20 protein-coding genes and 1 pseudogene are annotated in these 23,235 nt (G+C 73.5%); 5 read left to right on the top strand and 16 right to left on the bottom strand.

The window, feature by feature from the left end:
- Window positions 1–31 precede the first annotated feature (31 nt).
- A complete protein-coding gene (locus R4Z63_RS10945; protein ID WP_384445917.1) occupies window positions 32–1,510 on the top strand; it encodes a bifunctional phosphatase PAP2/diacylglycerol kinase family protein in 1,479 nt (492 codons plus the stop codon).
- A gap of 28 nt (window positions 1,511–1,538) precedes the next feature.
- Here R4Z63_RS10945 and R4Z63_RS10940 read toward each other — a convergent pair whose 3' ends face one another.
- The 5 genes and pseudogenes from R4Z63_RS10940 to R4Z63_RS10920 form a co-directional block, all read right to left on the bottom strand.
- Window positions 1,539–1,766 carry a hypothetical protein gene (locus tag R4Z63_RS10940; RefSeq protein WP_384445916.1) on the bottom strand — a complete coding sequence of 76 codons (228 nt, stop codon included), beginning with the start codon at window positions 1,764–1,766 and terminating at the stop codon, window positions 1,539–1,541.
- 223 nt (window positions 1,767–1,989) lie between these two features.
- A pseudogene (locus tag R4Z63_RS10935) lies at window positions 1,990–2,253 on the bottom strand (tyrosine-type recombinase/integrase); the annotation flags it as partial.
- 338 nt (window positions 2,254–2,591) lie between these two features.
- A complete protein-coding gene (locus tag R4Z63_RS10930; RefSeq protein WP_384445985.1) occupies window positions 2,592–3,035 on the bottom strand; it encodes a DUF6941 family protein in 444 nt (147 codons plus the stop codon).
- Between the two features lie 64 nt (window positions 3,036–3,099).
- A complete protein-coding gene (locus R4Z63_RS10925) occupies window positions 3,100–3,432 on the bottom strand; it encodes a type II toxin-antitoxin system HicB family antitoxin (RefSeq protein WP_384445914.1) in 333 nt (110 codons plus the stop codon).
- 1 nt (window position 3,433) lies between these two features.
- Complete coding sequence (locus R4Z63_RS10920) at window positions 3,434–3,658, bottom strand: type II toxin-antitoxin system HicA family toxin (protein ID WP_384445984.1); 225 nt, start codon at window positions 3,656–3,658, stop codon at window positions 3,434–3,436.
- Window positions 3,659–4,010: 352 nt separating this feature from the next.
- Between R4Z63_RS10920 and ettA the strand changes: the two genes are divergently transcribed.
- From ettA to R4Z63_RS10905, 3 genes are read left to right on the top strand one after another with little or no spacing between them, the layout of a single operon-like run.
- Window positions 4,011–5,675 carry an energy-dependent translational throttle protein EttA gene (ettA, locus tag R4Z63_RS10915; RefSeq protein ID WP_037923637.1) on the top strand — a complete coding sequence of 555 codons (1,665 nt, stop codon included), beginning with the start codon at window positions 4,011–4,013 and terminating at the stop codon, window positions 5,673–5,675.
- A gap of 17 nt (window positions 5,676–5,692) precedes the next feature.
- The gene (locus R4Z63_RS10910) at window positions 5,693–6,142 is read left to right on the top strand and encodes an acyl-CoA thioesterase (RefSeq protein ID WP_030031525.1); all 450 of its coding nucleotides are present in this window, start codon (window positions 5,693–5,695) and stop codon (window positions 6,140–6,142) included.
- Window positions 6,139–6,897, top strand: a complete 759-nt coding sequence (locus R4Z63_RS10905; protein WP_384445913.1) for a DUF8010 domain-containing protein — start codon at window positions 6,139–6,141, stop codon at window positions 6,895–6,897. Before R4Z63_RS10910 ends, R4Z63_RS10905 begins: the two co-directional genes overlap by 4 nt.
- 86 nt (window positions 6,898–6,983) lie before the next feature.
- Here R4Z63_RS10905 and R4Z63_RS10900 read toward each other — a convergent pair whose 3' ends face one another.
- Window positions 6,984–7,388 carry a globin gene (locus R4Z63_RS10900; protein WP_037923641.1) on the bottom strand — a complete coding sequence of 135 codons (405 nt, stop codon included), beginning with the start codon at window positions 7,386–7,388 and terminating at the stop codon, window positions 6,984–6,986.
- Between the two features lie 82 nt (window positions 7,389–7,470).
- Between R4Z63_RS10900 and R4Z63_RS10895 the strand changes: the two genes are divergently transcribed.
- Window positions 7,471–8,460, top strand: coding sequence for a methyltransferase domain-containing protein (locus R4Z63_RS10895; protein ID WP_384445912.1), 990 nt, complete (start codon window positions 7,471–7,473; stop codon window positions 8,458–8,460).
- Here the strand turns inward: R4Z63_RS10895 and R4Z63_RS10890 are convergent, their stop codons facing one another.
- From R4Z63_RS10890 to R4Z63_RS10845, 10 genes are all read right to left on the bottom strand, one after another.
- Window positions 8,461–9,453 (bottom strand): FHA domain-containing protein, encoded by a 993-nt coding sequence (locus R4Z63_RS10890; protein ID WP_384445911.1) that lies wholly within the window; start codon window positions 9,451–9,453, stop codon window positions 8,461–8,463.
- A gap of 45 nt (window positions 9,454–9,498) precedes the next feature.
- On the bottom strand, window positions 9,499–10,824 hold the full coding sequence (locus tag R4Z63_RS10885; RefSeq protein WP_384445910.1) for a VWA domain-containing protein: 1,326 nt from the start codon (window positions 10,822–10,824) through the stop codon (window positions 9,499–9,501).
- Between the two features lie 33 nt (window positions 10,825–10,857).
- Window positions 10,858–12,306, bottom strand: coding sequence for a PP2C family protein-serine/threonine phosphatase (locus R4Z63_RS10880; protein WP_384445909.1), 1,449 nt, complete (start codon window positions 12,304–12,306; stop codon window positions 10,858–10,860).
- 48 nt (window positions 12,307–12,354) lie between these two features.
- On the bottom strand, window positions 12,355–15,192 hold the full coding sequence (locus R4Z63_RS10875; protein WP_384445908.1) for a serine/threonine-protein kinase: 2,838 nt from the start codon (window positions 15,190–15,192) through the stop codon (window positions 12,355–12,357).
- Complete coding sequence (locus tag R4Z63_RS10870; protein WP_384445983.1) at window positions 15,189–16,475, bottom strand: hypothetical protein; 1,287 nt, start codon at window positions 16,473–16,475, stop codon at window positions 15,189–15,191. Before R4Z63_RS10870 ends, R4Z63_RS10875 begins: the two co-directional genes overlap by 4 nt.
- Window positions 16,476–16,603: 128 nt before the next feature.
- A complete protein-coding gene (locus R4Z63_RS10865; RefSeq protein WP_384445982.1) occupies window positions 16,604–17,542 on the bottom strand; it encodes a glutamate ABC transporter substrate-binding protein in 939 nt (312 codons plus the stop codon).
- A 143-nt stretch (window positions 17,543–17,685) separates the two neighbouring features.
- The gene (locus R4Z63_RS10860) at window positions 17,686–19,092 is read right to left on the bottom strand and encodes a GlnX family signal transduction membrane protein (protein ID WP_384445981.1); all 1,407 of its coding nucleotides are present in this window, start codon (window positions 19,090–19,092) and stop codon (window positions 17,686–17,688) included.
- 209 nt (window positions 19,093–19,301) lie between these two features.
- Window positions 19,302–20,291 carry an N-acetylglucosamine kinase gene (locus R4Z63_RS10855; protein WP_384445907.1) on the bottom strand — a complete coding sequence of 330 codons (990 nt, stop codon included), beginning with the start codon at window positions 20,289–20,291 and terminating at the stop codon, window positions 19,302–19,304.
- On the bottom strand, window positions 20,282–21,568 hold the full coding sequence (locus R4Z63_RS10850; RefSeq protein WP_384445905.1) for a family 4 glycosyl hydrolase: 1,287 nt from the start codon (window positions 21,566–21,568) through the stop codon (window positions 20,282–20,284). Before R4Z63_RS10850 ends, R4Z63_RS10855 begins: the two co-directional genes overlap by 10 nt.
- Window positions 21,569–21,930: 362 nt before the next feature.
- Complete coding sequence (locus R4Z63_RS10845; RefSeq protein ID WP_384445903.1) at window positions 21,931–23,169, bottom strand: ROK family transcriptional regulator; 1,239 nt, start codon at window positions 23,167–23,169, stop codon at window positions 21,931–21,933.
- Between the last annotated feature and the right edge of the window lie 66 nt (window positions 23,170–23,235).

Below are 23,235 nucleotides of genomic sequence, written 5' to 3'. Positions count from 1 at the left end.
TGCGATGCGGGATCCGGGGTAGAGGCAGGAAATGGTTGATCAAGAACTGACCTGGACCGGCGCCTTCGCGCGGTGGGACCGCCGGCTGTTCGACGCCGTGGCCCGCAGGCACTGGCCCGGCGCCGACCGGGTGCTGCCGCGTCTGGGGCGGGCCGCGAACCACGGCGTTCTGTGGGGCGGGGCCGCCGCGGCCATCGCCGTCCTCGGGCCGACCGGCGCGCGCAAGGCGGCCCTGCGCGGGGCCGCCTCGCTGGCCCTGGCCTCCGCGACCATCAACACCATCGGCAAGTGGTCCGTACGCCGCCCCCGGCCGTTGCTGGAGGGGGTGCCCGCGGTGCGGCAGCTGGCCGTGCAGCCGCACACCACCTCCTTCCCGTCCGGGCACTCGGCGTCCGCCTTCGCCTTCACCGCCGGCCTGGCGCTGGAGGCCCCCGCCCTGGGCGCCGCACTCGCCCCGGTCGCCGCGTCGGTGGCGTTCTCCCGGGTCTACACCGGCGTGCATTACCCCTCCGACGTCGTCGCGGGCGCGGCGCTGGGCGTCGCCGCCGCGTTCGTCGTACGCCGGCTCGCGCGGGACGTGAAGGAGGCCCGGGCCGTGCCGGGCGACGAGCCGAGGGCCGTCGGTGTCCCCGCGCTGCCCGACGGGGACGGGCTGACGGTGGTGGTCAACACCGCCTCGGGCACGGCCGCCGAGGTGCGCGAGGTACTGCGCACCCGCCTCCCCAAGGCCGAGGTCGTCGCATGCGAGGGCGCGGAGCTGCTTCCCGCACTGGCGGAGGCGGCCTCGCGCGCCGCCGTCCTCGGCGTGTGCGGCGGCGACGGCACGGTCAACGCGGCCGCCGGCGCCGCCCTGCGGGCCGGGGTGCCCCTGGCCGTGTTCCCCGGCGGCACGCTCAACCACTTCTCGCTCGACCTCGGTCTCGTCGGACCGGAGAGCACCTGCGAGGCCCTGGAACACGGGGAGGCCGTCCACGTCGGCGTGGGCCGCTTCTCCCCGGGGCCCGGCCCCGACGGCGAGCCCGGCTACTTCCTGAACAACTTCAGCATCGGCGCCTACCCGGAACTGCTGCGCCACCGGCTGCGCTGGGGCCCGCGCATCGGCGGCGGCCCGGCCGCGCTGCTGGCCGCCTGGAAGGTCCTGCGCGCCGAGCGGCCCGTGCGGCTGCGCCTGGCCGGGCGGCCCCGGAGCGTCTGGCTGCTCTTCGCCGGCAACGGCACCTACCACGGCACCGGCCCCACCCCCGGCCGCCGCGACAGCGTCGGCGAGGGCCTGCTCGACCTGCGGGTCGTCCACGGGGGCGGCCGGCCCGGGCCCCGGCTGCTGGCCGCCGCCTTCGCCGGCCCGCTGAGCCGTTCCCCGGTCCACGCGGCCACTCACCTGCGGAGCCTGCGCGTCGGGGCGGTCCCCGAGGGCACCCCGCTCGCCTACGACGGTGAATACGCCAAGGCGCCGGGCGAGCTGGTCCTCGACACCCTCCCCGGCGCCCTCACGGTCTACCGCCCCCTCTGACCTCCGGCCCGCCGTCGGGATCCGCCGCTCAGGCGGTCTCCCGGCGCCCGGGCGCCTTCCGGGTCCCGACCCCGACGGCGACGAGCGCCAGCCCCGCGGCGACGACGCCGAGGTAGGCGGCGGGCGGAAGGCCGGCGACCCGGTGCAGCCAGCCCCATTCCGTGCCGAAGAAGGTCTGCGAGGCGAAGCCGACGAGCCCCTGGGCCCCGACGACGTAGCCGATGTTCTCGACGGTGTATCCGATGGTTGTTCGCACGGATCAACCCTCCCGCGGCGGTGCCGCGGGATCGTCCTCCGCAGGGCCGAGAACGCGGTAGGCCGAAGGATGCAGCCGCCGCGGGGGACGCCGCGGGCCCGGGGGCCCGGACCATACGGGTTTCCCCCGGGGTATGGACGCCTGGCAGTATGGGGTGTTTCTCTCCGAGTGAGGGTACAAAAGAGCCCCTCACCAGCAGGTTTCCCGCCGATGAGGGGCCGTCTCAGGCAGCCTGGGCCGTCTCTGGGCCGTCGTGAGCGTGACCGGCGGCCCGGTACATGGCGCTGATGGCCTTCCGGGTCCGCGTCTCGCTGCTCGGCATCAAGCGCGTGTACACCCGGAGCGTGAACCCGGGGTCGCTGTGCCCGAGGTAGAGACTCAGCGCCTTGGTGTTCTCGCCGGTGTCCAGGAGCACCGAGGCGTAGAAGTGCCGGAGCGCGTGCATCCCGTGCTCGCGGGCGGCTGCGTAGCGGCGCCCCTTCTCGGGGACCGTTTCTCTACTTCATCAAGGGCGCTTCCGCCGCGACAACGCGGCGTCGCGCGCCCGTCGCCCCAGGCCTGCGCTCCTGTCTACGCCCCGCTCCAGTCCGGGCCGCCGGCCGCGCGCCAAGGCGAGGGCTGGATGAGGTGGAACCCCTCTGTGGCTGGGGCGGTCGGCTCCACGGCTTTAGGCAGCCGCTCTGGGGCGAGCCTCTAAGATCATGTCCCCAGATCGGGCCTTAGGGGCAGGCGGTGAAGCCTGCCCGATCCGCGTGCCAGCGTAAGGGGCCATGATCACTCGCCCCAAAGCAGCTCCAGCCTAAAGCCGCTCCGCCGACCTAGGCTCTATTCCTCGGCCCGGGGGGAGGTTGCATGCGCTTGCCCTGGCGGTCTCCGCACAGTGAACGACAACTGCCAACCTTCTTCAGTTCGCCCATTCAGCTCCAGACGCCACGTGTAGCGTCCTCCTGGAGTTAGAGGGAGCGCTGTAACCCCGATCGCCAGAGGGACGTCCAAGGGCGTTCCAGGCACAAGCCCGGGGGGGCGGCCGACCTCCACCTGCCCCTCTACTCGGAGAGGCTGCAAGCCGAGTGGCCCCTGCTGTTTAACTGGCTTGCCATCTTGATCGACTAGCTCCAAAGCAAACTTGATGGGCGTGTTTGCCTGGTCCCAAGGAACTTCGATCTTGATTGCTAGGGCACTCGGGCTGGGCGTAGGGCCGGTGACGCTCCACCCGCCTCCGGAAATGAAGAGCTTGCCCTCCGCCACCTGAGCGTGGTCGCAGAGCATCAAGGTCACCCTCATAGGGCGAAACGGTCCTTTCAGGAAACCAGTGTCCTGCCGTCCCGGGTCGTCAGGCGTAGGTCGGGCTGTTCGTCACGACCTGGAACGCCGGCGAGGAGCCGGTCACGACAACTACTGGTGCGACATCGTCTTCCGAGTCCTGCAGCCACAGGGGCGCGCTGGGATTGGTGTTGAGAACCTTGATTGAGGTCTCAACCTGCGGCCGAGCCATCTGCTCGCGAAGTTCGAAAGGCTCGTCCTCCAGATAGAAGGGCAATCCCTCCTGCACCAGATGCCGTACCTCGGCAAGTGACTCGCCTGCGGCACCGAACCCGCTCACGTCCAGAGACTCCGCCCACCACGAGCTATCTTCCTGGTGGTAGAGCACGGTGATCGTCCGCATCTCACTTGCCTCCCAGTAGCCGCAGCGCTTCGTTGACACTCAGACCGATGTCGTTCACAAGGTACTTCCGAACGAGCCCGGGTGGAACGGTGACCCCGTCATGGAACGAGAAGAGCAACTGTGGGTAGTTCTCTGACCTCAGGATGCGATGTGACCCCTTCTGTCGAACTATGACGTAACCGAGTGGTTGGCGCAGCAAGACCCCGAGCAGGGCACTTGCCTTCATAGATGGAAACTCGGGCACTCGCCAATCATTCCATGCAAGGCGACGCGGCATGGGTGGATCAGGGAGGTTCCTCAGCACCCCAATCCTGGAGGGGGTCACCGGTTCACACGGGAGCGCGCCCTTCGTCTCCCGAGGAATATCCGTGGGTCTGTGAGCGTCCCGGGGGCCGTCTCTGGGCCGTGCGAGGGGGCTCAGGGGTGACCGGTGGCGACCAACGGTGACAGATCGGCTACCCGGGTGAGCCGGGAACGTGCAGGTCAGGAGGCCCGCCACCTACTGGTTCGCTCGCGGGGGTAGCCGTCGGGCAAGATGGGGTGTATCTGCCCACCATCGATCTGCCGGACGGTTTCTCTTGGCTGAGTACATCTACACCATGCGCAAGACGCGCAAGGCGCACGGTGACAAGGTGATCCTCGACGACGTCTTCCTGAACTTCCTGCCGGGGGCCAAGATCGGTGTGGTCGGCCCGAACGGTGCCGGTAAGTCCACCGTTCTGAAGATCATGGCGGGCATCGAGCAGCCGTCCAACGGTGACGCCTTCCTCGCACCCGGCTACACCGTCGGCATCCTCATGCAGGAGCCGAAGCTCGACGAGTCCAAGACGGTCCTGGAGAACGTCGAGGACGGTGTCGGCCCGATCAAGCAGAAGCTCAACCGGTTCAACGCGATCGCCGAGGAGATGGCGACGAACTACACCGACGAGCTCATGGAGGAGATGGGCAAGCTTCAGGACGACCTGGACCACGCCAACGCGTGGGACCTCGACGCCCAGCTGGAGCAGGCCATGGACGCCCTGGGCTGCCCGCCCGGCGACTGGCCGGTCACCAACCTCTCCGGTGGCGAGAAGCGCCGCGTGGCCCTCTGCAAGCTGCTGCTGGAGGCCCCCGACCTGCTGCTCCTCGACGAGCCCACCAACCACCTCGACGCCGAGTCCGTGAACTGGCTGGAGCAGCACCTGGCCCAGTACAAGGGCGCCGTCGTGGCCGTCACCCACGACCGCTACTTCCTCGACAACGTCGCCGAGTGGATCCTTGAGCTCGACCGCGGCCGCGCGCACCCCTACGAGGGCAACTACTCCACCTACCTGGAGAAGAAGGCCGAGCGCCTCAAGGTCGAGGGCAAGAAGGACGAGAAGCGCGCCAAGCGCCTCAAGGAAGAGCTGGAGTGGGTCCGCTCCAACGCCAAGGGCCGCCAGGCCAAGTCCAAGGCCCGTCTCGCCCGCTACGAGGAGATGGCGGCCGAGGCCGACAAGATGCGCAAGCTCGACTTCGAGGAGATCCAGATCCCGCCGGGCCCGCGCCTGGGCTCGATCGTGGTCGAGGTCAGCAACCTCTCGAAGGCCTTCGGTGACAAGGTCCTCATCGACGACCTGTCCTTCACGCTGCCGCGCAACGGCATCGTCGGCATCATCGGCCCGAACGGCGCGGGCAAGACCACGCTCTTCAAGATGATCCAGGGCCTGGAGAAGCCGGACTCGGGCGAGATCAAGGTCGGCGAGACCGTCAAGATCAGCTACGTGGACCAGGGCCGCGCCAACATCGACCCGAAGAAGACCCTCTGGGCGGTCGTGTCGGACGAGCTGGACTACATCAACGTCGGCCAGGTCGAGATGCCGTCCCGCGCGTACGTCAGCGCCTTCGGCTTCAAGGGCCCGGACCAGCAGAAGCCGGCCGGTGTGCTCTCCGGCGGTGAGCGCAACCGCCTGAACCTCGCGCTCACCCTCAAGCAGGGCGGCAACCTGCTGCTCCTCGACGAGCCCACCAACGACCTCGACGTCGAGACCCTGTCCTCGCTGGAGAACGCGCTGCTGGAGTTCCCCGGCGCGGCCGTGGTCGTCTCCCACGACCGCTGGTTCCTCGACCGGGTCGCCACGCACATCCTGGCGTACGAGGGCGACTCGAAGTGGTTCTGGTTCGAGGGCAACTTCGAGTCCTACGAGAAGAACAAGGTCGAGCGGCTCGGCCCGGACGCCACCCGTCCGCACCGTGCCACCTACAAGAAGCTCACCCGAGGCTGAGGGCTGAGGTCACGGCCATGGCCAGACACCAATACCGCTGCCCCCTGCGCTGGGCGGACATGGACGCCTTCGGGCACGTCAACAACGTCGTCTTCCTCCGCTACCTGGAGGAGGCGCGGATCGACTTCATGTTCCGCCTCGCGCCGGGGGAGGGCAGCGAGTCCTTCACGGGCGGATCCGTCGTCGCCCGCCACGAGATCGACTACAAGCTGCCCCTCGTGCACCGTCACGAGCCCGTCCTCATCGAATCCTGGGTGACCCGGATAGGCGCGGCCTCCCTGACCATCCGCTACGAGGTCAAGGACGAGGCGACCGAGGACCGGCCCGAGACCGTCTACGTGCGTGCGGAGACCGTGGTCGTGCCCTACAACCTCGCCGCGGGCCGGCCGCGCCGCATCACGGCCGAGGAGAGGCACTTCCTGGAGGAGTACCTCGACGAGCCGCGTTCCGAGGCCATCGCGGCATGAACGAGCAGCTGCGCTTCGCCGATCCCGGGGAGGCGGCGGACCTCGCCGCCTTCCTGGGCCGGCTGGTGCACTACGACCGCGCCGCCGCCGTCCGCCTCCAGGGGACACCTCTCGCGCCGCAGGCCGCGGGCGGGGGCGGCGGCGCGCTCGGCGTGTTCGGACGCCCGCCCTCCTTCGAGGTCCTGGCCATTCGCACCGTGCGGCTGGCCGTCCCCGTGGCGGCGCCGCTGGACGTGACCGTGTCCGCCGGGGAGCTCCTGGAATCCGTGGACGAGGCCGCGGCCGGAGCCACCGTGCCCGGGCCGGTCACCGGCCCGCCCTGGACCGGGGTCCTCCCGCCCCGCGGCGGCTGGCGGCAGTTGCCGGGGCTGCCCGGCACCGAGGCGATCGTCCAGGCCGTGGCGGCCTCCGTGACCGAGTTCCGGGCCCGTGACGAGGCCCTGCCCGCCCAGCACCGGACCCGGTCCGAGCGCGACCGCATCGGCCGCGAGATCTGGTCCCGCACCCTGGGCGACACCGAGCTCCCGCTGCGCGTCGCGCACGCCGCGCAGTCCCTGGGCTTCCTGCGGCCGGTACGCGCCGCGGTGTCCGCTTCGGCGTCCGCGTCCGCCGGGTCCGCGTCCGCAGCGTCCGATCCCGTGGCGCTGCTCGCCTCCGGGAGCTGGCTGCGCCTGCGCACGCCGTACGGCTCGGTCGCCACCCGCCGTCCCGGCGCCACCGGCGGCCTCGGCGCCTTCCGGGTCAGCCCCCGCTGAGCCCGCCGCAGGGCCCGCCCCCGACGGGGCCCGGGCCTGCGGTCGGCGTCCCGACCGGCCCGCCGCGCCGGTCCGCCGGACCATCCCTAGCCCGCCGTGTTGATCATCGACGCGGCGGCGTACGTGAGGTACTTCCACAGCTGCGCCTCGTGCTCCGGCGCCAGGCCCAGCTCGTCCAGCGCCACCCGCATGTGCTTCAGCCATGCGTCGTGAGCCGCCGAGTCCACCGTGAACGGTGCGTGCCGCATCCGCAGGCGCGGGTGCCCGCGGTGTCGGCTGTAGGTGGTCGGACCGCCCCAGTACTGCATCAGGAACAGCGCGAACCGCTCCTCGGCCGGACCGAGGTCCTCCTCGGGGTACATCGGGCGCAGTAGCGGGTCCTCCGCCACTCCTTGGTAGAAGCGCCGCACGAGGCGGCGGAAGGTGTCCTCGCCACCCACCTGCTCGTAGAAGGTCTGCTCCTGAAGGCCGCCCCGCGGAATCTCATTCACCCGACCATCGTCTCAGACGCCCGGCACCGCCCGGAGGCCCTTCGCGCTCGCACCCGGCGGCCGGGCGCAGGACAGTGGAGGCATGGGCGCACACACCACACGCACGGGGACGCGTGACCTGCGCGAGACGGCGCACGCCGCCCAGGTGCGGGAGCTGACCGCGGCCGGCGTGCTGGAGGACTCGCGCTGGCGGGCCGCGTTCGCGGCCGTGCCCCGGCACGTCTTCGTCCCGTACTTCTGGTCCGACCGCGGCGCCGGCCAGGAACGGCTCTGGGCCGAGGACCCCGACCCGGAGATCCGGGCCCGATGGCTGCGCGGCGTCTACGCCGACACCCCACTGGCCACCCGGCTGCGCGACGGCCGCCTGGTCTCCTCCAGCAGCCAGCCCTCGCTGATGGCGAAGATGCTGGCCGCGCTCGACGTGCGCGACGGCGACGACGTCCTGGAGATCGGCGCGGGCACCGGCTACAACGCGGCCCTGCTCTGCCACCGCCTCGGCGACGAGCACGTCACGACCGTGGACCTGGACGAGGAGATCACCGAGTCCGCCCGGGCGCACCTGGCCCGGCTCGGATACCACCCGGCCGTGGTGACCGGCGACGGCGCCCGCGGCTGCCCCGCCCGGGCCCCCTTCGACCGGATCCTGGTGACGTGCACGCTCCCGCTGGTTCCGCACGCCTGGCTCGGACAGTGCCGGCCGGGGGCGCGCATCCTCGCCCCGCTGTCGACCGGGCTGATCGCGCTCACGGTGCGGGACGCCGAATCCGCCGAGGGCCGCTTCCTGCACACCGCGGCCTACTTCGTCCCGCTGCGCGGGGCCACGGCCGTACCGCCGCCCGACCGGATGGCGATGGTCCGCGGCCTTCCCTACGAACTGGTGGAGAACGAGCGCTTCCAGTTCATGCTCGTGCTGACCGCCGGGGTGCTGACCCCCCGCGAAGCGCTGGACCTATGGCGCAGCGAGGGCCGTCCGGCCCGCGAACGCTTCGGGGTATCGGTCGGCCCGGAGGGCCAGTGGTCGTGGCTGGACGATCCCCAGGGGCCCTACGTATGGCCCCTGGGGGAGGCGTGATCAGCCGCGACGGATGGTGATGGTCGTCCAGGCGCCCACGTGGACCCGGTCGCCGTCGGCGAGCGGCACCGGGACGTAGGGCTGGATCGGGTCCTCGCCGCCGTTGATGGTGGTGCCGTTGGTGGAGTTCTGATCCACCACGGCCCAGCTCCGGTCGGGCTGCTGCACCAGCACTGCGTGCTGGTGGGACACGCCCGGGTCCTCCGGGGGCACCGACAGGTCGATGTCGGGGGACTCGCCCGTGGAGGCGCGGCGGCGGCCGATGGTGATCTGGCCGCCGGACAGCGGGAGGTGCTGCTCCGGTGAGTACGCGGGCAGGTTGAGCCCGGTCGCCTCGGGCCCGCTGCGCTGCATCATCGCCATGAAGTACGAGCGGTCCGGGCCGATCGTCGCGGTCCAGGACCCGCTCTGGGGCGGCAGGGGCTGGTACGACGGGCTCTGGGGCTGCTGCCGGTACTCCTGCTGGTACTCCCGCTGGTGTTGGGGCGGGGGCTGCTGCTGGTACTGGGGCTGCGGGGCCTGCTGGTAAGCCGGCGGCGGCTCGTGCGCGGGCGGCTGCAGCAGCCAGTCGTCCTCGCGGTGCAGCGGCTCGGCTGGGCGGTTGACCCGGGACGGCCGCGAGCCCTGGTAGTCGAAGTGGTCCTGCGTGTACGGCCCCGGCACGGGCGGCGGAGGCGTGCCGCCGGGACGGGATCCCGCGGCACCCGCGCCGGGCGGCGGCCCCGTGTCCCCGGCCGGCGGCGGCGTGTACGAGGTCGCCGAACGGGTCAGGAAGTTGTACCGGCACTCCTCGCAGAACGGGGCCATGGCCTCGCGCGGGGTCCGGCACTGCGGGCAGAGCTCTGCCTGGGCGGTCGGCTCACCGGCGGTCGGGGGGAAGCCGTAGCCGTAGGAAGGCACCGCGGGGGGTCCCTCCGGGGTACCCATGCGGTGGCCGCAGACCTCGCACCAGTCGTCGGAGGCGGACTGGTGCCCGTTCGGGCAGGTCGGCATGGCGGCTCTTCCCCCTTCTTCTCCCTGCGTCATCGCGGGAGGCTCTCAGGACTTCTTCACTCGGACGGTCTGCGTCGAACGTGTTTCGAGAGTCATCTCGTCGGCGTCGGCGACCTTCGCTTTCAGCCGCACAGTACCTGCCACCGCGTCCACCACATCCACCACCTTCGACAGGAGCCGTGCTGTGTCGGCGTTGCCGGAGGCGCTCGCCAGTTGTACCGCCCGTCCGAGTTTGGCCGTGGCGCCGTCGACATCGCCCATTTTGCGGGCTTCGAGGCCCTGCTGGATAGCCTGCGCCAGCTCCGCCTGCCCGGTGTAGTGGGCGACCTGCGGGTTGATCGCGGTGGACGCGGCCAGGTCGTCCGTCCACACCGCGCGCACCAGACCCTGGGCCAGGACGGCCTCGGGCTCGCCGCCCGTCGCGGGCCGGACCAGTGTGACGCGGGAGGCGAGCATCTCCTGGCCGACAGCCGCACCGGGGACGCGCACGCACACGTGGTACTCGCGGGACTCGTCCCCCCACGATCCGGTCGGGTAGTCGCCCGCGCGCGGGCCCGTGTCGGTGCGCCGGTCGGTGAGGTCGTGGACGGACGGCGCGACCTGCTTGACGTACTGGATCTCCGCGCCGACCGGGGTCCACAGGCGCAAGGAGACGTCCGCGACCTCCTTGCCCATGACGTTCTCCATCATGCGCGTGAAGTCCTCGGTGAGGTGGGCCGGATCGGCCACGATGTCGGCGGAGCCGAGCAGCGCACTCGCGATGCCGGTGACCTCCTTCACCTCCCAGTCGGTGCCCACACCGCGGGCGTCACAGGTGAAACGGCCCGCACAGGCGTCGAGGGCGGCGCGCAGGACGGCCGGCTCCTCGTGCTCGTTGCGTCCGTCGGTGAGCAGGATGCCGTGGCGGATGGCGGCAGGGGAGCCGCGCAGCAGGCCGTCGGCCAGCCGCAGCCAGGTGCCGATGGCGGTGCCGCCGCCGGCGCTCAGGCCGCGCAAGGCCTCCTTGGCCCGGGCGCGGGTGGAGGCGTCGGCGACGGCGAGGCGGCCCTGGCCCGGGTAGACCTCTTTGGCCACGTGCGTGCCGGCGACCACCGCGAAGGCAGTGCCGTCGCGCAGGGTGTCGACGGCCGCCGCGGTGGCCTCGCGGGCGCCGCGCATCTTCTCCGCCGGGTACTCCATGGAACCGGAGCAGTCGACCATGATCACGACGGCTGCCGTGCCGTCGGCGGACGTGCCGCGGGTGACGCTCCCGCCGCCGGTGGCGGTGACGGTGACGATGGCGTGGACGTCCCGCCCGCCTTCGGGGAGGAACTCGTTCTGGTACACGTCCACGCTGAAGCGCGGTGCGCTCGGCTTGGCGAAGTTCGCCATCGGCTGGACTCCTAGAGGGCTCGGGCAGGCGGGTCAGACCTGCGGGCGCGCTTCCACTTCCGGTTCCCGTCCGGGCTGCGCGGCGAACGGCACGACGGCCACGGTGATGTTGTCGTGGCCGCCGCCGTCGAGGGCGTGGCCCACCAGCACCTGCGCGCCGTGCAGCGGGCGGACCGCGGCGTCGGCGGGCAGCACCTGCGCCATCTCGCGCGCGGACTCCGCGTAGTTCCACAGTCCGTCGGTGCAGACCACCACCACGCCGGGGTGGTCCGGCTTGAAGATCGCGGTGTGCGGTTCGAGTTCGTACGCGTCGGCGCCCAGCCAGCCGGTGATGGCGTGCGCGCGGACGTCCGCGTAGGCCTCGGCCTCGCCCATCAGGCCGGCGGCGACCATCTGGGCGGCCCACGAGTCGTCCTCGGTGAGGCGGCGGGGCAGCGCGGCACGGTCGTCGGGCACCCAGTAGGCGCGGCTGTCGCCCACCCAGCCGATGGTCAGCAGCCCGCCGCTGACGACGGCGCCGACCAGGGTGCAGGCGGGCGCGTTCTGCGCGCCGGGGACCTCCGGGGCCAGGGCGTTGACCGCCGCGGCGGCGGCCAGGATCGCCTCGTGCATCGCCTCCTGGGGGTGCGCACCGCGGGGGAGGGCCTCCAGCAGGGCCTCGTTGGCGGCGCCGGCCGCGGCGGCCGACGCGTCGTCGGGGCGGCTCGCGGAGGAGACCCCGTCGCACACGATGGCCACGGTGGCGGCCGAACCGTCGGGCAGGGCGGTCGCCGACACGGCGAACGAGTCCTCGTTGCGGTGGTGGCGCAGCCCCCGGTCACTGACGGCGGCGACGCTGCCCAGCTCCTCCTCGACGTGGTCGCGCTCCCGGGGCTGCGCGTGCCCGCAGTGCTCGCAGTACCCGTCGGTGTCGACGTGCCCGGCCCGGCAGGCCACGCAGGTCTTCCCACCGGGTGCGGCACCGGACGGGGGCGCGCTGTCGTAGGCGTTCTCGTACGGGTTCTCCGGGCCCGGGCCCCAGGGCGTCCCCGCGAGGGGCGCGCCGGGGTCGCCGCCGGGCCGGTCGTGCCGGGTCTCGGGGCCGCCCGCCGGGTCCTGCGCGGCCGCGGACTCGGCGCCGCTGCCGTACGGGCTGCCGGGCCCGGGGCCGGGGGTGGGTCCGGGGTACGAGGCTCCGGCCGGGCTCGGCCGGAGCTCCGGTTCCGGCTCCGGATCAGGCTGCGCCGGGGTCGCGGACCAGTCGGCAGGGTCCCCCACCAGGGTCGGCGCGGCCGCGGCCACGCTGCCCCAGCCGGGGGCGGGTCCGCCGCCGGGGGAGCCGTGCGAGCCGGCCGGGGCCGCCACCGCGTACCCAGCCGCGGGCGCGGCCTGGGCCGGCGGCGCCGGTGGGATGGGGAGGGTCGGCTGGTCCGTGGACGCGGCCGCGGGAGCAGCAGTCAGGGCGTAGCCGCAGAGGCCGCAGAAACGGTCCCCCTCTTCCATGGGCTCCGCGCAGCTCGGGCAGCCCGACGGCCGATGCATCGACATCAATCACACCCACGTCCGGGGACGGAAACGGTTGGCCCGTTCCACCAGTTCGATCCTCTCCTCGCCACGCCGCGCCAGCCGTGCAAGGACGCGGTACGAGCGCTCCAGTCCGAAGCGCAGGCCCCGCTCGTCCAGTTGACTGCCGAGCAGCGAGGTCCGGCCGGGGTCGGCACCCCGGCTGCCCGACAGTACCCAGTCCAGGGCCGAGCCCAGAACCTCCGTCGCCAGCAACTCCTGCCGCTCCGGGTCCAGCCCGAACCGCCGCAGCGCCTCCACCTGGTCCGCGGCGGCCGAGAGATCCGCCAGCAGCGGCTCCTGCGGTGACCGGTCGCGCAGACGTGCGCGTACGGCCGCCACCCGCGCGGCGGTGTAGTGGATGGACGCCTCGGGTACGGATTCCAGCGTGTGCACGGCCCCGTCCCGGTCCCCGGCGGCCAGTTGGACCCGCGCCAGTCCGAAGGCCGCGCTGACGAAGCCCGGATCGGTGATCCAGACCAGGCGGTAGTACTCGGCGGCGTTGTCCAGCTGGCCCAGCACCTCCGCGCACAGCCCGAGGGCCAGCTTCGGCGCCGGCTCGCCCGGGAAGGCGTCGTAGACCGCGTCGAAGGACAGGGCCGCCGTCTCGTCGTCACCGGTGGCCAGCGAGGCGATGCCGCGGGCCCACACCACCCGCCAGTCGTCCGGGTGACGGGCCTCCAGCTCGGCCAGCGCCTCCCCGGCCGAGGCCGGATCGCCGAGCTCCAGGCGGGCGCGCAGCTCGCGCAGCCGCAACTCGGCGGAGTCGGTGGGCGCCGAGGCCAGCGCGCCCAACAGGTCGCCGGGCGCGGAGGCCGCCAGGCCGGTCAGGAAGCCGGCATTGGGGTCGGCGGCGTCCACCAGCGGTACCGGCAGTGCCAGCGCCGTGTCGCGGGCGTCGACGGTCGTGGCGGGCCGCACGGCTCCGGCGTGCGGCGTGGCCGCAGGCTCCGGTGCGGCCGCCGCCGCGGGAGCCCGCCGGGCCCGGGGCACGGCCGCCCCGGCCAGGTGCGTGGCGCTGTCCCCCAGCACGGCTCCCGCGGGGGCCGTCCCGGTCAGCGCCGGACCACCGGGCCCGGCGAACGGCCCCGAGGACGCGCCGGCCGATACGGCCCCGGAGGGCGCCGGAGACACGGCGGCACCCCCGGCCGCCGTGCCGAACGGGGCTGGGTGGGCCGCGGCCGGTGCCGGAGCTGCGGGCCCGCCCGGTGCCGGAGCCGCCGGCAGGGCGCGGCCCACGAGGCTGCGCAGGCCGGCGCCCCGGCGGGCGGCGGTCTCGCGGCCGCCCAGCCGGGAGACCACCGTGTCCGCCGTGTCCGTGCCGGCGAACAGCCGGGTGTCCGGCACCCGCAGTTCCGGGCCGAAGAGGGTGGACAGCTGCGGTCGCGGCTGCCCCGTCTGCAGGGCGACCACCTCCCGCAGGACGCCGGTCAGCTGGTCGGCCATCTCCTCTGCGGAGGCGAACCGCCGCCCCGGGTCAGGGTCGGTCGCCCGGACGAGCAGCCGGTAGAAGGACTCGTACCGCCGGAACACCTCGATGTGCTCCGGATCCGGCAGCGAGTCCGCGAACACGTTGGTGTAGCCCTGGAAGTCGAAGGTCAGGACGGCCAGCGTGCGCGCCACCGTGTACAGGTCGGAGGCGACCGACGGGCCCAACTCCGCCACCTCCGGCGCCTGGTAGCCCACCGTGCCGTATATGGCCGACTCATCGTCGTCCATCCGCCGCACCGCGCCCATGTCGATCAGCTTCAGCTGGTCCTGCTGCTGGATCGCGTTGTCGACCTTGAAGTCGCAGTAGAGCAGGTTCCTGCTGTGCAGGTGCCCCAGCGCCTCCAGCGCCTCGATGCCGTACGCGCAGGCCTGTTCCACCGGCAGTGGGTCGCGCCGCCCGTCGGGCCGGCGCCGCTCGTTCGCGATCTCCTTCAGCGACTTGCCGCCGACGTACTCCATGACGATGTACCCGTCCAGCGAACCGGTCCGCTGGTCCAGGTGCTCCACGAAGTTGTAGATCCGCACGATGTTGGAGTGCTCGATCTCCGCGAGGAAGCGGCGCTCCGAGATCGCCGCCTCCATCGCGTCCTGGTCGCCCGTGTCGAGCAGGCCCTTGAGGACCACCCACCGGTCCGCGACCGCCCGGTCCACCGCCAGGTACACCCAGCCGAGGCCGCCGTGCGCCAGACAGCCCGCCACCTCGTACTGGCCGCGCACCACATCACCGGCGCGCAGCTTGGGCACGAAGGAGTAGGGGTGCCCGCACTTGGTGCAGAAGCCCTCGGTCCGGCCCGGCCGGTCCCCGCGGGCCCGGCCCACCGGAGCGCCGCAGTCCGAACGCGAGCAGAACCGCTTGCGCTCGGGCACCTCCGGGTTCTCCAGGACCGCCGTCGAGGGGTCGGGCCGCGGCACCTCCGGAACGCTGACCAGACCGGCACCCAGCCGGCTGCGTCCCGAGGAGGCGGCCGAACCCGAACTGCGCACCGAGACCGAGCGGGTTGAAGCCTGCCCCGCCAGGGAACGCGACAGCCGCCCCGACACCGAACGGTGCGAGGAGGAGGATCGGGAGGACCGGGCCGAGGCCGAGGAGCGCGCCGAGCCGTGGGACCCCTGGGAGCCCTGCGACCCGTGGGAGCCCCGGGACCCGCCGGAGCCCAGGGAACCGCGCGCCGGGCTCGTCATTCCCGTCGGCGGTGACACCAGCTCCTCGGCGCCCGCCGCGACCGCGCCGACCGGGGCCAGGCCGCAGGTGTCGCAGTACAGCCCGCCGCCGCCCATGTCCTCGTACGTCCCCGGGCAGCCGGGGCGGACGCACGCCGTTCCGCTCAGGCTCATGCGTCCTCCGTCCCCGGCCCGCCGGGCCGCTCTTCTTCGTGCTGCTCCGGTCCCGGCCGCTGCCGCGGTGCCAGCGACTCCCCGGCCGCCTGTTGGTAGCGCAGAACGGCCTGTTCGGCGGCCCGCAGGTCGCAGGGCGCGCTCCACAGCATCCGCCGGGCCGTGTCGTACCTCTCGATCAGCAGGGGGTCCTCGGCCAGGCCGTGCCGGGCCACCTTCGCCCGGTACGCGTCCAGCCGCCCGCGCAGCTCGGCCCGTACGGCCAGCGGGGCCGTCACCGCGGTCAACGATTCGCGGGCCCTGCGCAGTTCCTCCTCGGCCCGCTCCTCCAGCGATTCCAACAGGGGCGAGAGCCGGTGCCAGCGCGCGTGGCGCCGGTGGTCGGCGGCCGCCGCGAGCTGCTCCTGGAGCACCGTCGGCGGGCCGCTGACCACGGGCACCTCGGAGGCGGCGATCTTCGCCAGCACCTCGCCGCGCGCCGTCCGCGCCTCCGCCAGGGTGCGGTCGGCCCGCGAGAGCACGTCACGCAGGCCGATCAGCCGCTGCTCGGCGTCCTGCCGGACGGCCAGCACCGCCTCCACCTCGCGGCGCACGTCCTCCAGGGCGAGCGCGGCCCGGTCGTAGCGCCCGGTGTCGGGGCGGCCGCCGCCGGGCGCGGAACTGCCTGCGGCGGACTGCCAGAAGGCCAGCGGATCGGCGATCACCTCGGCGCGCAGCTCCGTGAGCTCGGCGGTGATGTACTCCAGGTCGTCCCCCGAGGGGTGCTCGCCCGGGCGCACGCCCACCGAGTGGGCCAGCGAACGGGTGCGGTGCAGCTCGGCGGCGAGCAGGTCGATCCGGGCGGGCAGCGCCGACCACACGGCGTCGGCCGCGACCACGACGTCCAGCGAACGGGCGTAGAGGTCGTTCATCCGGGCCACGAGCTCGGCGAGTGAGAGCCGCTCCGCCAGCGCGGCGCCCTCGGTGGCCGCCCCGGCGATCAGGACCCCGGGCCCGCGCAGCCGCTCGGTCAGCTCGGTCAGGTCGTCGCGGTTGGGCCAGCGGCGCCGCTCGCGGATCTCCCGGGCGGCGGCCAGTGCCCCGCTGTAGGCGTCGAAGTACGTCCACAGGCGGGTGATGTCCGCTTCGGCGCAGGTCCAGCGCTCCTTGGTGAGCCCACTCAGCTCGGCGCCTTCCAGCAGCCGGCGCCCGGCGTGGTCCTGGAGGGCGAGCAGTGAGGTCTCGACGGCCTCGTGCTCGGCGCCCAGCCTGGTCAGGGCGCGGTCGACGCCGTCCCGGTCCATCACTGCAGACCCCACCTCCACCGACTGTGCCTCCGCTTCCGCCGCCTCCGTGTCCGCTCCTGTCCTTCCCTTCCTTCCCTCCGTGTCCGACCTCGTGCCCGGTCCCGTGCCCGAAATCGCCACCGGTCTCAGCCCTCCCGGTACTTGGGCGCGGGCGGCCCGGTCACGCCGGGCAGCACGGGTTGGAGGTGTTTGAGGTACGCCTTCATCCACGGGCTGTCATTGCCGCCCGCGCGGTAGTCCTCCAGCACCTTGTTGACCCGGCGGACCAGGTCGGGGGCGTCCTTGTTCATCGCGACCCCGTAGAACTCGCGGGTGAAGGGCGAGCCCACCAGCCGTACCGCCGGGTCCTGCGCCGCCTGACCGGCGGCCAGTGCGTTGTCCGTGATGATGCCGTCGACCTCGGCCAGCTGGAGCCGGACCAGGCAGTCGAGCTGGTTGGCCACGGTGACCGCCGCCGCGCCGAAGGACTGGGCCTTGAGCGCACTCTCGGCCGTGGAACCGGCCGCGACGCAGATCCGCTTGTCCTTCAGCGAGGGGTCGTATCCGGTGATCGGTGAACCCTTCGGTGCCAGTACCTGCTGCCCGGCCTCGAAGTAGGCCGTCGAGAAGGCGACGTCCTCCAGCCGCTCGCAGTTGATCGTCATGGTCCGCACGACGATGTCGACACGGCCCTCCTGGAGGGCGGGGATGCGCTGGCTCGTCGGGACGGCCCGGTAGATGACCGCGTTCTCGTCGCCCAGGATGTCCTTGGCGATGGCCTTGACCAGGTCGATGTCGAAGCCGTCGAGGCGGACGCCCTCTGCGGTCTGGTTGCGGTACCCCCAGCGGAAGCTGCTCTGGTCCACGCCTGCGACGAGCTTGCCCGCCTTCTTGATCCGGGCGATGGACGCTCCGTCCAGGTCGGACGGGCGCAGGCTGGCCTCGGGGTCCTGACAGGGGCCCGACAGGACCCAGGGGGCCGCCGGGGCGGGTCCGTGCGCGGGGGCACCGGACGTCGTGTCGGGCGTCGCGTGGGCCAGCGGCAGCAGGACCCCCGCGGCGGTCACGGCACAGGCGACGGCCATCGCGCTCACGCCGCCCCAGCCGCGCAGCCGGCGCGCGCCCCGCCGGACCACGGAGACCGAGCCCGGGGCGCGGGTGCGGACCTCGTGCTCCTCGTGCTTTCCTTGGCCCTCGGCGGCCCGCCTCGCCCGTATCCGCATCGCTCTCACCTGTACTCCGAAAGCCTGCGCCCGATACCGAGCAGGGCCGCTGTGGCGCCGATGACCGCCAGTACCGCCGAGCCGGTCACCAGGCCGGCCAGCGCGCCGAGCCCGTCCTGGGCGGCGCGGGTGAACTCCCGCTGCTCGTGGGCGACAGCCTGTTCCAGGGAGGCGTCCACCGTGTCGAAGGCGGCGCCGCTGCTCTCCTTGTGCTGCGCGTCCCCGACGACCTGGGGAAGCGCGGCTTCGTAGTCGCCCTTCAAGTCCGCCTCCCGGGCCGCCGTGTGCCGCCGCTTCCACTGCTCGACGCCGTCGACGGCCTGGCTCACGGGCGTCCGGCCGTCGTCGTCGGCCAGCCGCAGCGCGGTCGCGAGCCCCGCGTCCAGCTGCTTCATGTTGTTCGTGAAGTCCACGTCGTACTTGTCCGACTTCTTGTCGTCGGCCAGTACGGCGCCCCGCGCGATCAGGGTCAGGTTCTCACTCGCCCGTGCCTGGAGGGAGGCGATCCGCGCGTCGTTGAGCACCTTCATCGACTCCTGCCCGTCCGTGCGCGCCTCAGTCAGCGACGAACGCGCCACCGTGTGGCCGACGGACAGCCAGAGCAGCACCACCACGGAGGCGGCGGTCGCGGCCACCAGCCCGTGGTTGAAGACCCGGTTCGTGTGCCGGTAGTTGCGCCGTTGCGTCCAGGCCAGCGCGGCCACGGTCAGCAGACCGAGCGCCAGCGAACCCAGCGGCCAGGACCGGGCGTCGTCGTCGTCCGTGTACAGCCGGCGGGTCTCCGCCTCGTACAGCCGCTGGGCGGCGGGCAGCAGTTGGGTGGTCATCTGTTCGTTGGCGTAACGGAGGTACGCGCCACCCAGTGGCAGTCCCTGCCGGTTGGTGGCCCGGGCCTGCTCGATCAGGCCGGTGTAGCGCGGAAGCTGTTCACTCAACAGGGTGATCTGCTCGCGGGACTCCTCGCTGCCGCCGGTGTTGGCGGCAGCGCTCACGAGCAGGCGGGAGGCATTGGCGATGTCCTTCTCGTACCGCTGGCGGACCTCGCGCGGCTCCTGCGCGCCGAGGAGGAACCCGCTGGAGGAGGTGGTGTCGGCGTCGGCGAGCGAGCGGTAGATGCTGGCCGCGTCTGCGCTCAGCGGCTGGCTGCGGCCCACCACGTCGTCCGCGGCGGTGGCCCGGGCGGAGATCTCCCACACGCTCACCGCGCCGAACAGCATGATGAGGGCGGCCAGTACCGCGCCGATGATCCGCAGCCGGCCCGGCTCGGTGGTGGCCGCCTCGCGCACCCGCTGGACGCCCTCGGACCAGGCGGTGCGCCGCCCCGGCGGGCCGGCGGGCGGGGACGCCGGCGGTCCGGCGGGCGGCGCGGAGACACCACCCCCGGGCGCGGGCGTGCGTGAAGTGATCGCCACCGTGACCTCCCCCTCGGTCCTGTCGTCCCGCAGCCGGCGCAGGAGGGTCCCCCCGCGCAGCAGCAGTATGGCCGTAGTGCCGGTGGACCACAGCACCCGGTGCTGGATCCGGGGCGATCCGCCCCCGCGGGCGCCTTTCGTCACCCCCTCACCGTCAATACGCCCTTACGGCCGTAACAGTTCCAGACCGGGCGCCTTCCGGGGTGGGTTCAACCGAAATGGGCACGGAGTTTTCCGTGGGCCCGGGCCGGGGCCCCGATCGAGTCCAGGCCCAGTAGCCCGGCGCCCAGCACCGGGGGCGCCGTGACCACCGTGATCCGGGCGTGCGGGGCGCGTTCGGCGAGGCCGGCCGCGATCCGGTCGTCGAGTGCGGGGTGCCGGGCCGCGAGCACCCCGCCGCCGAGGACCACCGGCACCTCCTCGCCCAGCAGCCCCAGCCGGCCCAGCGCCACCGTGGCCATGGCCACGACCTCGTCCGCCTGGCGGTGCACCAGAGAGAGCGCCACCGGATCCCCGGCGGCGGCCACCTCGAACAGCACCGGGACCAGCGCGTGTCGCCGTACCGCAGGCACGTCCCCCAGGTGCATCGCCTCGATCAGCGAGGCCATCGAGCCGTGGCCGAGGCACGCGGGCAGCGCCCGGGCCAGCTCCGTCGCCGCGCCCCGGCCGTCCTCCGCCCGGGCCGCGAACCACAGGGCCTCCTCGGCCAGTCCGCCCCCGCCGCCCCAGTCGCCGGAGAGCCGCCCGACCGCGGGGAAGCGCGCGGTCCGCCGGTCCGGGGTCATCCCGACGCAGTTGATGCCCGCCCCGCACACCACCGCGACGCCCCGTGGTTCGGTGCCCGCGGGCAGGCCGGCGCGCAGCAGCGCGAAGGTGTCGTTGTGCACCGCGGTGGCACGCCCCCAGCCGCGGCGCCCGATCTCGTCCGCGAGCCGCCGCTCCTCCACCGGGAAGTCGGCGTTGGCCAGGCAGGCCGACACGTGCTCGGCGAGGGGCCCGGACCCGCCGCCGGGATTCCACCCCGCCGAGGCCAGCGCCTCGGCCAGGACGTCCACGGCGGCGGCCACCCCGGTGCGGGGCGGCTGGAAGCCCCCGGCCTGCCCGGTGGCCAGCACGGATCCGTCGGCGCCGAGGAGCGCGACGTCCGTCTTGCTGTTGCCCGCGTCGATCGCGAGGACCGCGGGGAGGGTCAGGCCCACGGCAGGTGCTCCTTGTTGTGCGCCAGGAGCCGGTCGGTCAACCCTTCGGCCAGGTCGTACTGGCCGACCAGCGGGTGCGCGAGCAGCGCCTTGAAGACCCGCTCCCGGCCGCCGCGCAGCGCCGCGTCCAGCGCGAGGTCCTCGTAGGCCGTCACCTGCGAGATCAGCCCGGCGAACAGCGGGTCCAGGCGCGGCACCGGGAGCGGCACGGGGAGCGGCACGGGGCTGGAGCCGCCGGGGGCGCGGACGCGGGCCTGCACCTCGACGACGGCGTCGTCGGGCAGGAAGGGCAGGGTGCCGGCGTTGTACGTGTTGACCACCTGCACGTCCGCGCCGCCGCCTCCGAGCAGTGCGGCCGCCAGGTCCACGGCCGCCTCCGAGTAGAAGGCGCCGCCCCGTCGGGCCAGCAGCGCGGGCTTCTCGTCGAGTGCCGGGTCCGCGTACAGGGCGAGCAGTTCGCGCTCCATCGCGGCGACCTCCGCGGCCCGCGAGGGCCGGGTGCCCAGTTCCCGCACCACCTCGTCGTGGGAGTAGAAGTAGCGCAGGTAGTACGAGGGGACGACGCCGAGCCGGTCCAGCAGGGCCCGCGGCAGCCGCAGGTCCGACGCGACGGCCTCCCCGTGCTCCGCGAGCAGGTGGGGCAGCAGATCCTCGCCGTCCGGGCCGCCCCGGCGCACGCCCAGCTCCCAGGTGAGGTGGTTGAGGCCGACGTGGTCCAGGTGGACGTCGGACGGGGCCAGTTCGAGCAGGGCCGCGAACTTCCGCTGGAGGCCGATGGCGACGTTGCACAACCCGACGGCCTTGTGTCCGGCCCGCAGCAGGGCCCGGGTGACGATCCCGACCGGGTTGGTGAAGTCGATGATCCAGGCGTCGGGATTGGCCCGGCGCACCCGTTCGGCGATGTCGAGGACCACCGGGACGGTGCGCAGGGCCTTGGCCAGCCCGCCCGCTCCGGTGGTCTCCTGCCCGACGCAGCCGCACTCCAGGGGCCAGGCTTCGTCCCGGAGCCGGGCGGCCTGTCCGCCGACGCGCAGCTGCAGGAGGACGGCATCGGCCCCGGCGACGCCCGCGTCGAGGTCGGTGGTCGTGCTGACCAGGCCGGGGTGGTCCTGCCGGGCGAGGATCCGGCGGCCCAGGGCGCCGATCAGCTCCAGCCGCTCGGTGGCCGGGTCGATCAGCACCAGCTCCTCGACCGGCAGGGTGTCGCGCAGCCGCGCGAAGCCGTCGATCAGTTCGGGGGTGTAGGTGGAACCGCCGCCCACCACTGCGAGTTTCAACGTCGTCAGCCTTTCACTCCGGTCGGGTTGGTGCGGTGCGGTGCGGTGCGGTGCGGTGCGGTGCGGTGCGGTGCGGTGTGCCCCGTGCAGGATCCCGGTCCGCAACCGGGCGTTCGGGCGCCAGCGCGGACCGGCGGAGCGCGACCGCCGGGATCGCGGGCCCCGGCACCGGTCCGGCCGTGCGCGGCGGACAGCGCCCGCGCCCGCGGACCGCACGCGGCATGCGGGCGGCGGACGGCCGCGGGGGGCGTGGGTCCGGTGCCGGTCACGGCGGGGCTCGCTCTCTGCGGGAGGGAACTTCCGGTGGGGCTGGCGGGGGTGCAGGCGGAGCGTGGTGGGGGAGCGGGCGCAGGGGTGCGGGGTCAGCGCGAGGTGTCGAAGACCTCGTTCCGGGTGGCGGCCAGCGCGCTCTCCAGCGCGCCGCGCAGGACGGGCCGCTGGAGGACCTCGCCCGGGACCAGCCGGGGCCGGGAGGGGGCCAGTTCGGCGAGCTCGGCCTCCAGCAGCTCGCGCAGCGGTTCACCGCCCGCGCCGATCGCGGCCCCCGCCAGGACCACGACCTCCGGGTCCAGTACGGAGACCAGCGAGGCGAGACCCGTGGCCAGGGCGGTGGCGTACCGCTGGAGGAGGCGCAGATGCGCCCCCTCGGGCGCGGCGGCGGCCCGCGCGAGCAGTGCGACGGCGGCGGCGACCTCCGGGCTGTGCGGGCCGGCGTCCTGGCCATCCGGCGGGTGCGCGGCCGGGCCGGGCGCCGTCGCGACGCCCAGTTCCGCGGCGAGGCGGGGCAGCCCCGCCACACCGGCGAGCTCCTGGTAGCCGCCGGAGTTGGCCCGGGTGACCTGCCGGACCAGAGGGCGGCCCGGCACCGGGAGGAAGCCCACCTCGCCCGCGCCGCCGGTCCAGCCGCGGTGCAGCCTGCCGCCGAAGACCAGCGCGGCGCCGAGCCCTTCCTCGTTCCAGAGCAGGACGAAGTCCTCGTGCCCGCGGGCGGCGCCCAGGCGCTGCTCCGCGACGGCGGCGAGGTTGACGTCGTTCTCGTAGTCGACGGGCACCGGTAGGGCCGCGGCCAGGTCGTCGAGGAGAGTCGGGGAGTGCCAGCCGGGGAGGTGGCGGGCGTAGCGCAGCCGGCCGGTCCGCGGGTCGAAGGCGCCCGGTGTGCCGATGACCACGCGGTGCAGGTCGCGGGGGTTCAGCCCGGCGTTCCCGACGGCCCCGCCCAGCGCCTCGGTCACCTGCTCGACGGCGTTCGCGCCCTCCGCGTAGGGGACTTCGTGGGTCGCGATCACGGTCCCGGTCAGGTCCGCGACGGCGGCCAGGACGCGCCCCGGGGTGACGTCGATTCCGCCCACGTGGGCGGCCCGCGGGTTGATCGCGTAGAGCTGGGCGCTGGGGCCGGGGCGGCCTCCGTCGGTGCCGGTGGCCACGACGAGTCCGGCTGCCTCCAGGCGGGCCAGCAGCTGGGAGGCGGTGGGCTTGGACAGTCCGGTCAGCTGCCCGATGCGGGTCCGGGACAGCGGGCCGTGCGCCAGCAGGAGGTCGAGCGCGGCCCGGTCGTTCATGGCGCGCAACAGGCTGGGTGTTCCGGGCGTGGCGGCGGGCATGCGGGGGCTCTCCCTCAGCGGAGATATCTGTCAGGTAAGTTTCCTGTCACTGTTCCGGCCGTGTCA

It is taken from the genome of Streptomyces sp. PL-29 (assembly GCF_058344425.1).
The sequence above is the reverse complement of the archived record's forward strand: the minus strand, read 5'-3'. Positions and strand labels throughout refer to the sequence as shown.

Bases quoted from the DNA above. Each gene is read 5' to 3' on its own strand.
- R4Z63_RS10905 (WP_384445913.1), top strand. From the start codon at position 6,139: ATGAACGAGCAGCTGCGCTTCGCCGATCCCGGGGAGGCGGCGGACCTC.
- R4Z63_RS10895 (WP_384445912.1), top strand. From the start codon at position 7,471: ATGGGCGCACACACCACACGCACGGGGACGCGTGACCTGCGCGAGACG.
- R4Z63_RS10920 (WP_384445984.1), bottom strand. From the start codon at position 3,658: ATGAAGGCAAGTGCCCTGCTCGGGGTCTTGCTGCGCCAACCACTCGGT.
- R4Z63_RS10875 (WP_384445908.1), bottom strand. From the start codon at position 15,192: ATGAGCCTGAGCGGAACGGCGTGCGTCCGCCCCGGCTGCCCGGGGACG.
- R4Z63_RS10910 (WP_030031525.1), top strand. From the start codon at position 5,693: ATGGCCAGACACCAATACCGCTGCCCCCTGCGCTGGGCGGACATGGAC.
- R4Z63_RS10885 (WP_384445910.1), bottom strand. From the start codon at position 10,824: ATGGCGAACTTCGCCAAGCCGAGCGCACCGCGCTTCAGCGTGGACGTG.
- R4Z63_RS10945 (WP_384445917.1), top strand. From the start codon at position 32: ATGGTTGATCAAGAACTGACCTGGACCGGCGCCTTCGCGCGGTGGGAC.
- R4Z63_RS10930 (WP_384445985.1), bottom strand. From the start codon at position 3,035: ATGCTCTGCGACCACGCTCAGGTGGCGGAGGGCAAGCTCTTCATTTCC.
- R4Z63_RS10925 (WP_384445914.1), bottom strand. From the start codon at position 3,432: ATGCGGACGATCACCGTGCTCTACCACCAGGAAGATAGCTCGTGGTGG.
- R4Z63_RS10845 (WP_384445903.1), bottom strand. From the start codon at position 23,169: ATGCCCGCCGCCACGCCCGGAACACCCAGCCTGTTGCGCGCCATGAAC.
- R4Z63_RS10870 (WP_384445983.1), bottom strand. From the start codon at position 16,475: ATGGACCGGGACGGCGTCGACCGCGCCCTGACCAGGCTGGGCGCCGAG.
- R4Z63_RS10890 (WP_384445911.1), bottom strand. From the start codon at position 9,453: ATGCCGACCTGCCCGAACGGGCACCAGTCCGCCTCCGACGACTGGTGC.
- R4Z63_RS10865 (WP_384445982.1), bottom strand. From the start codon at position 17,542: ATGGCCGTCGCCTGTGCCGTGACCGCCGCGGGGGTCCTGCTGCCGCTG.
- R4Z63_RS10880 (WP_384445909.1), bottom strand. From the start codon at position 12,306: ATGGAAGAGGGGGACCGTTTCTGCGGCCTCTGCGGCTACGCCCTGACT.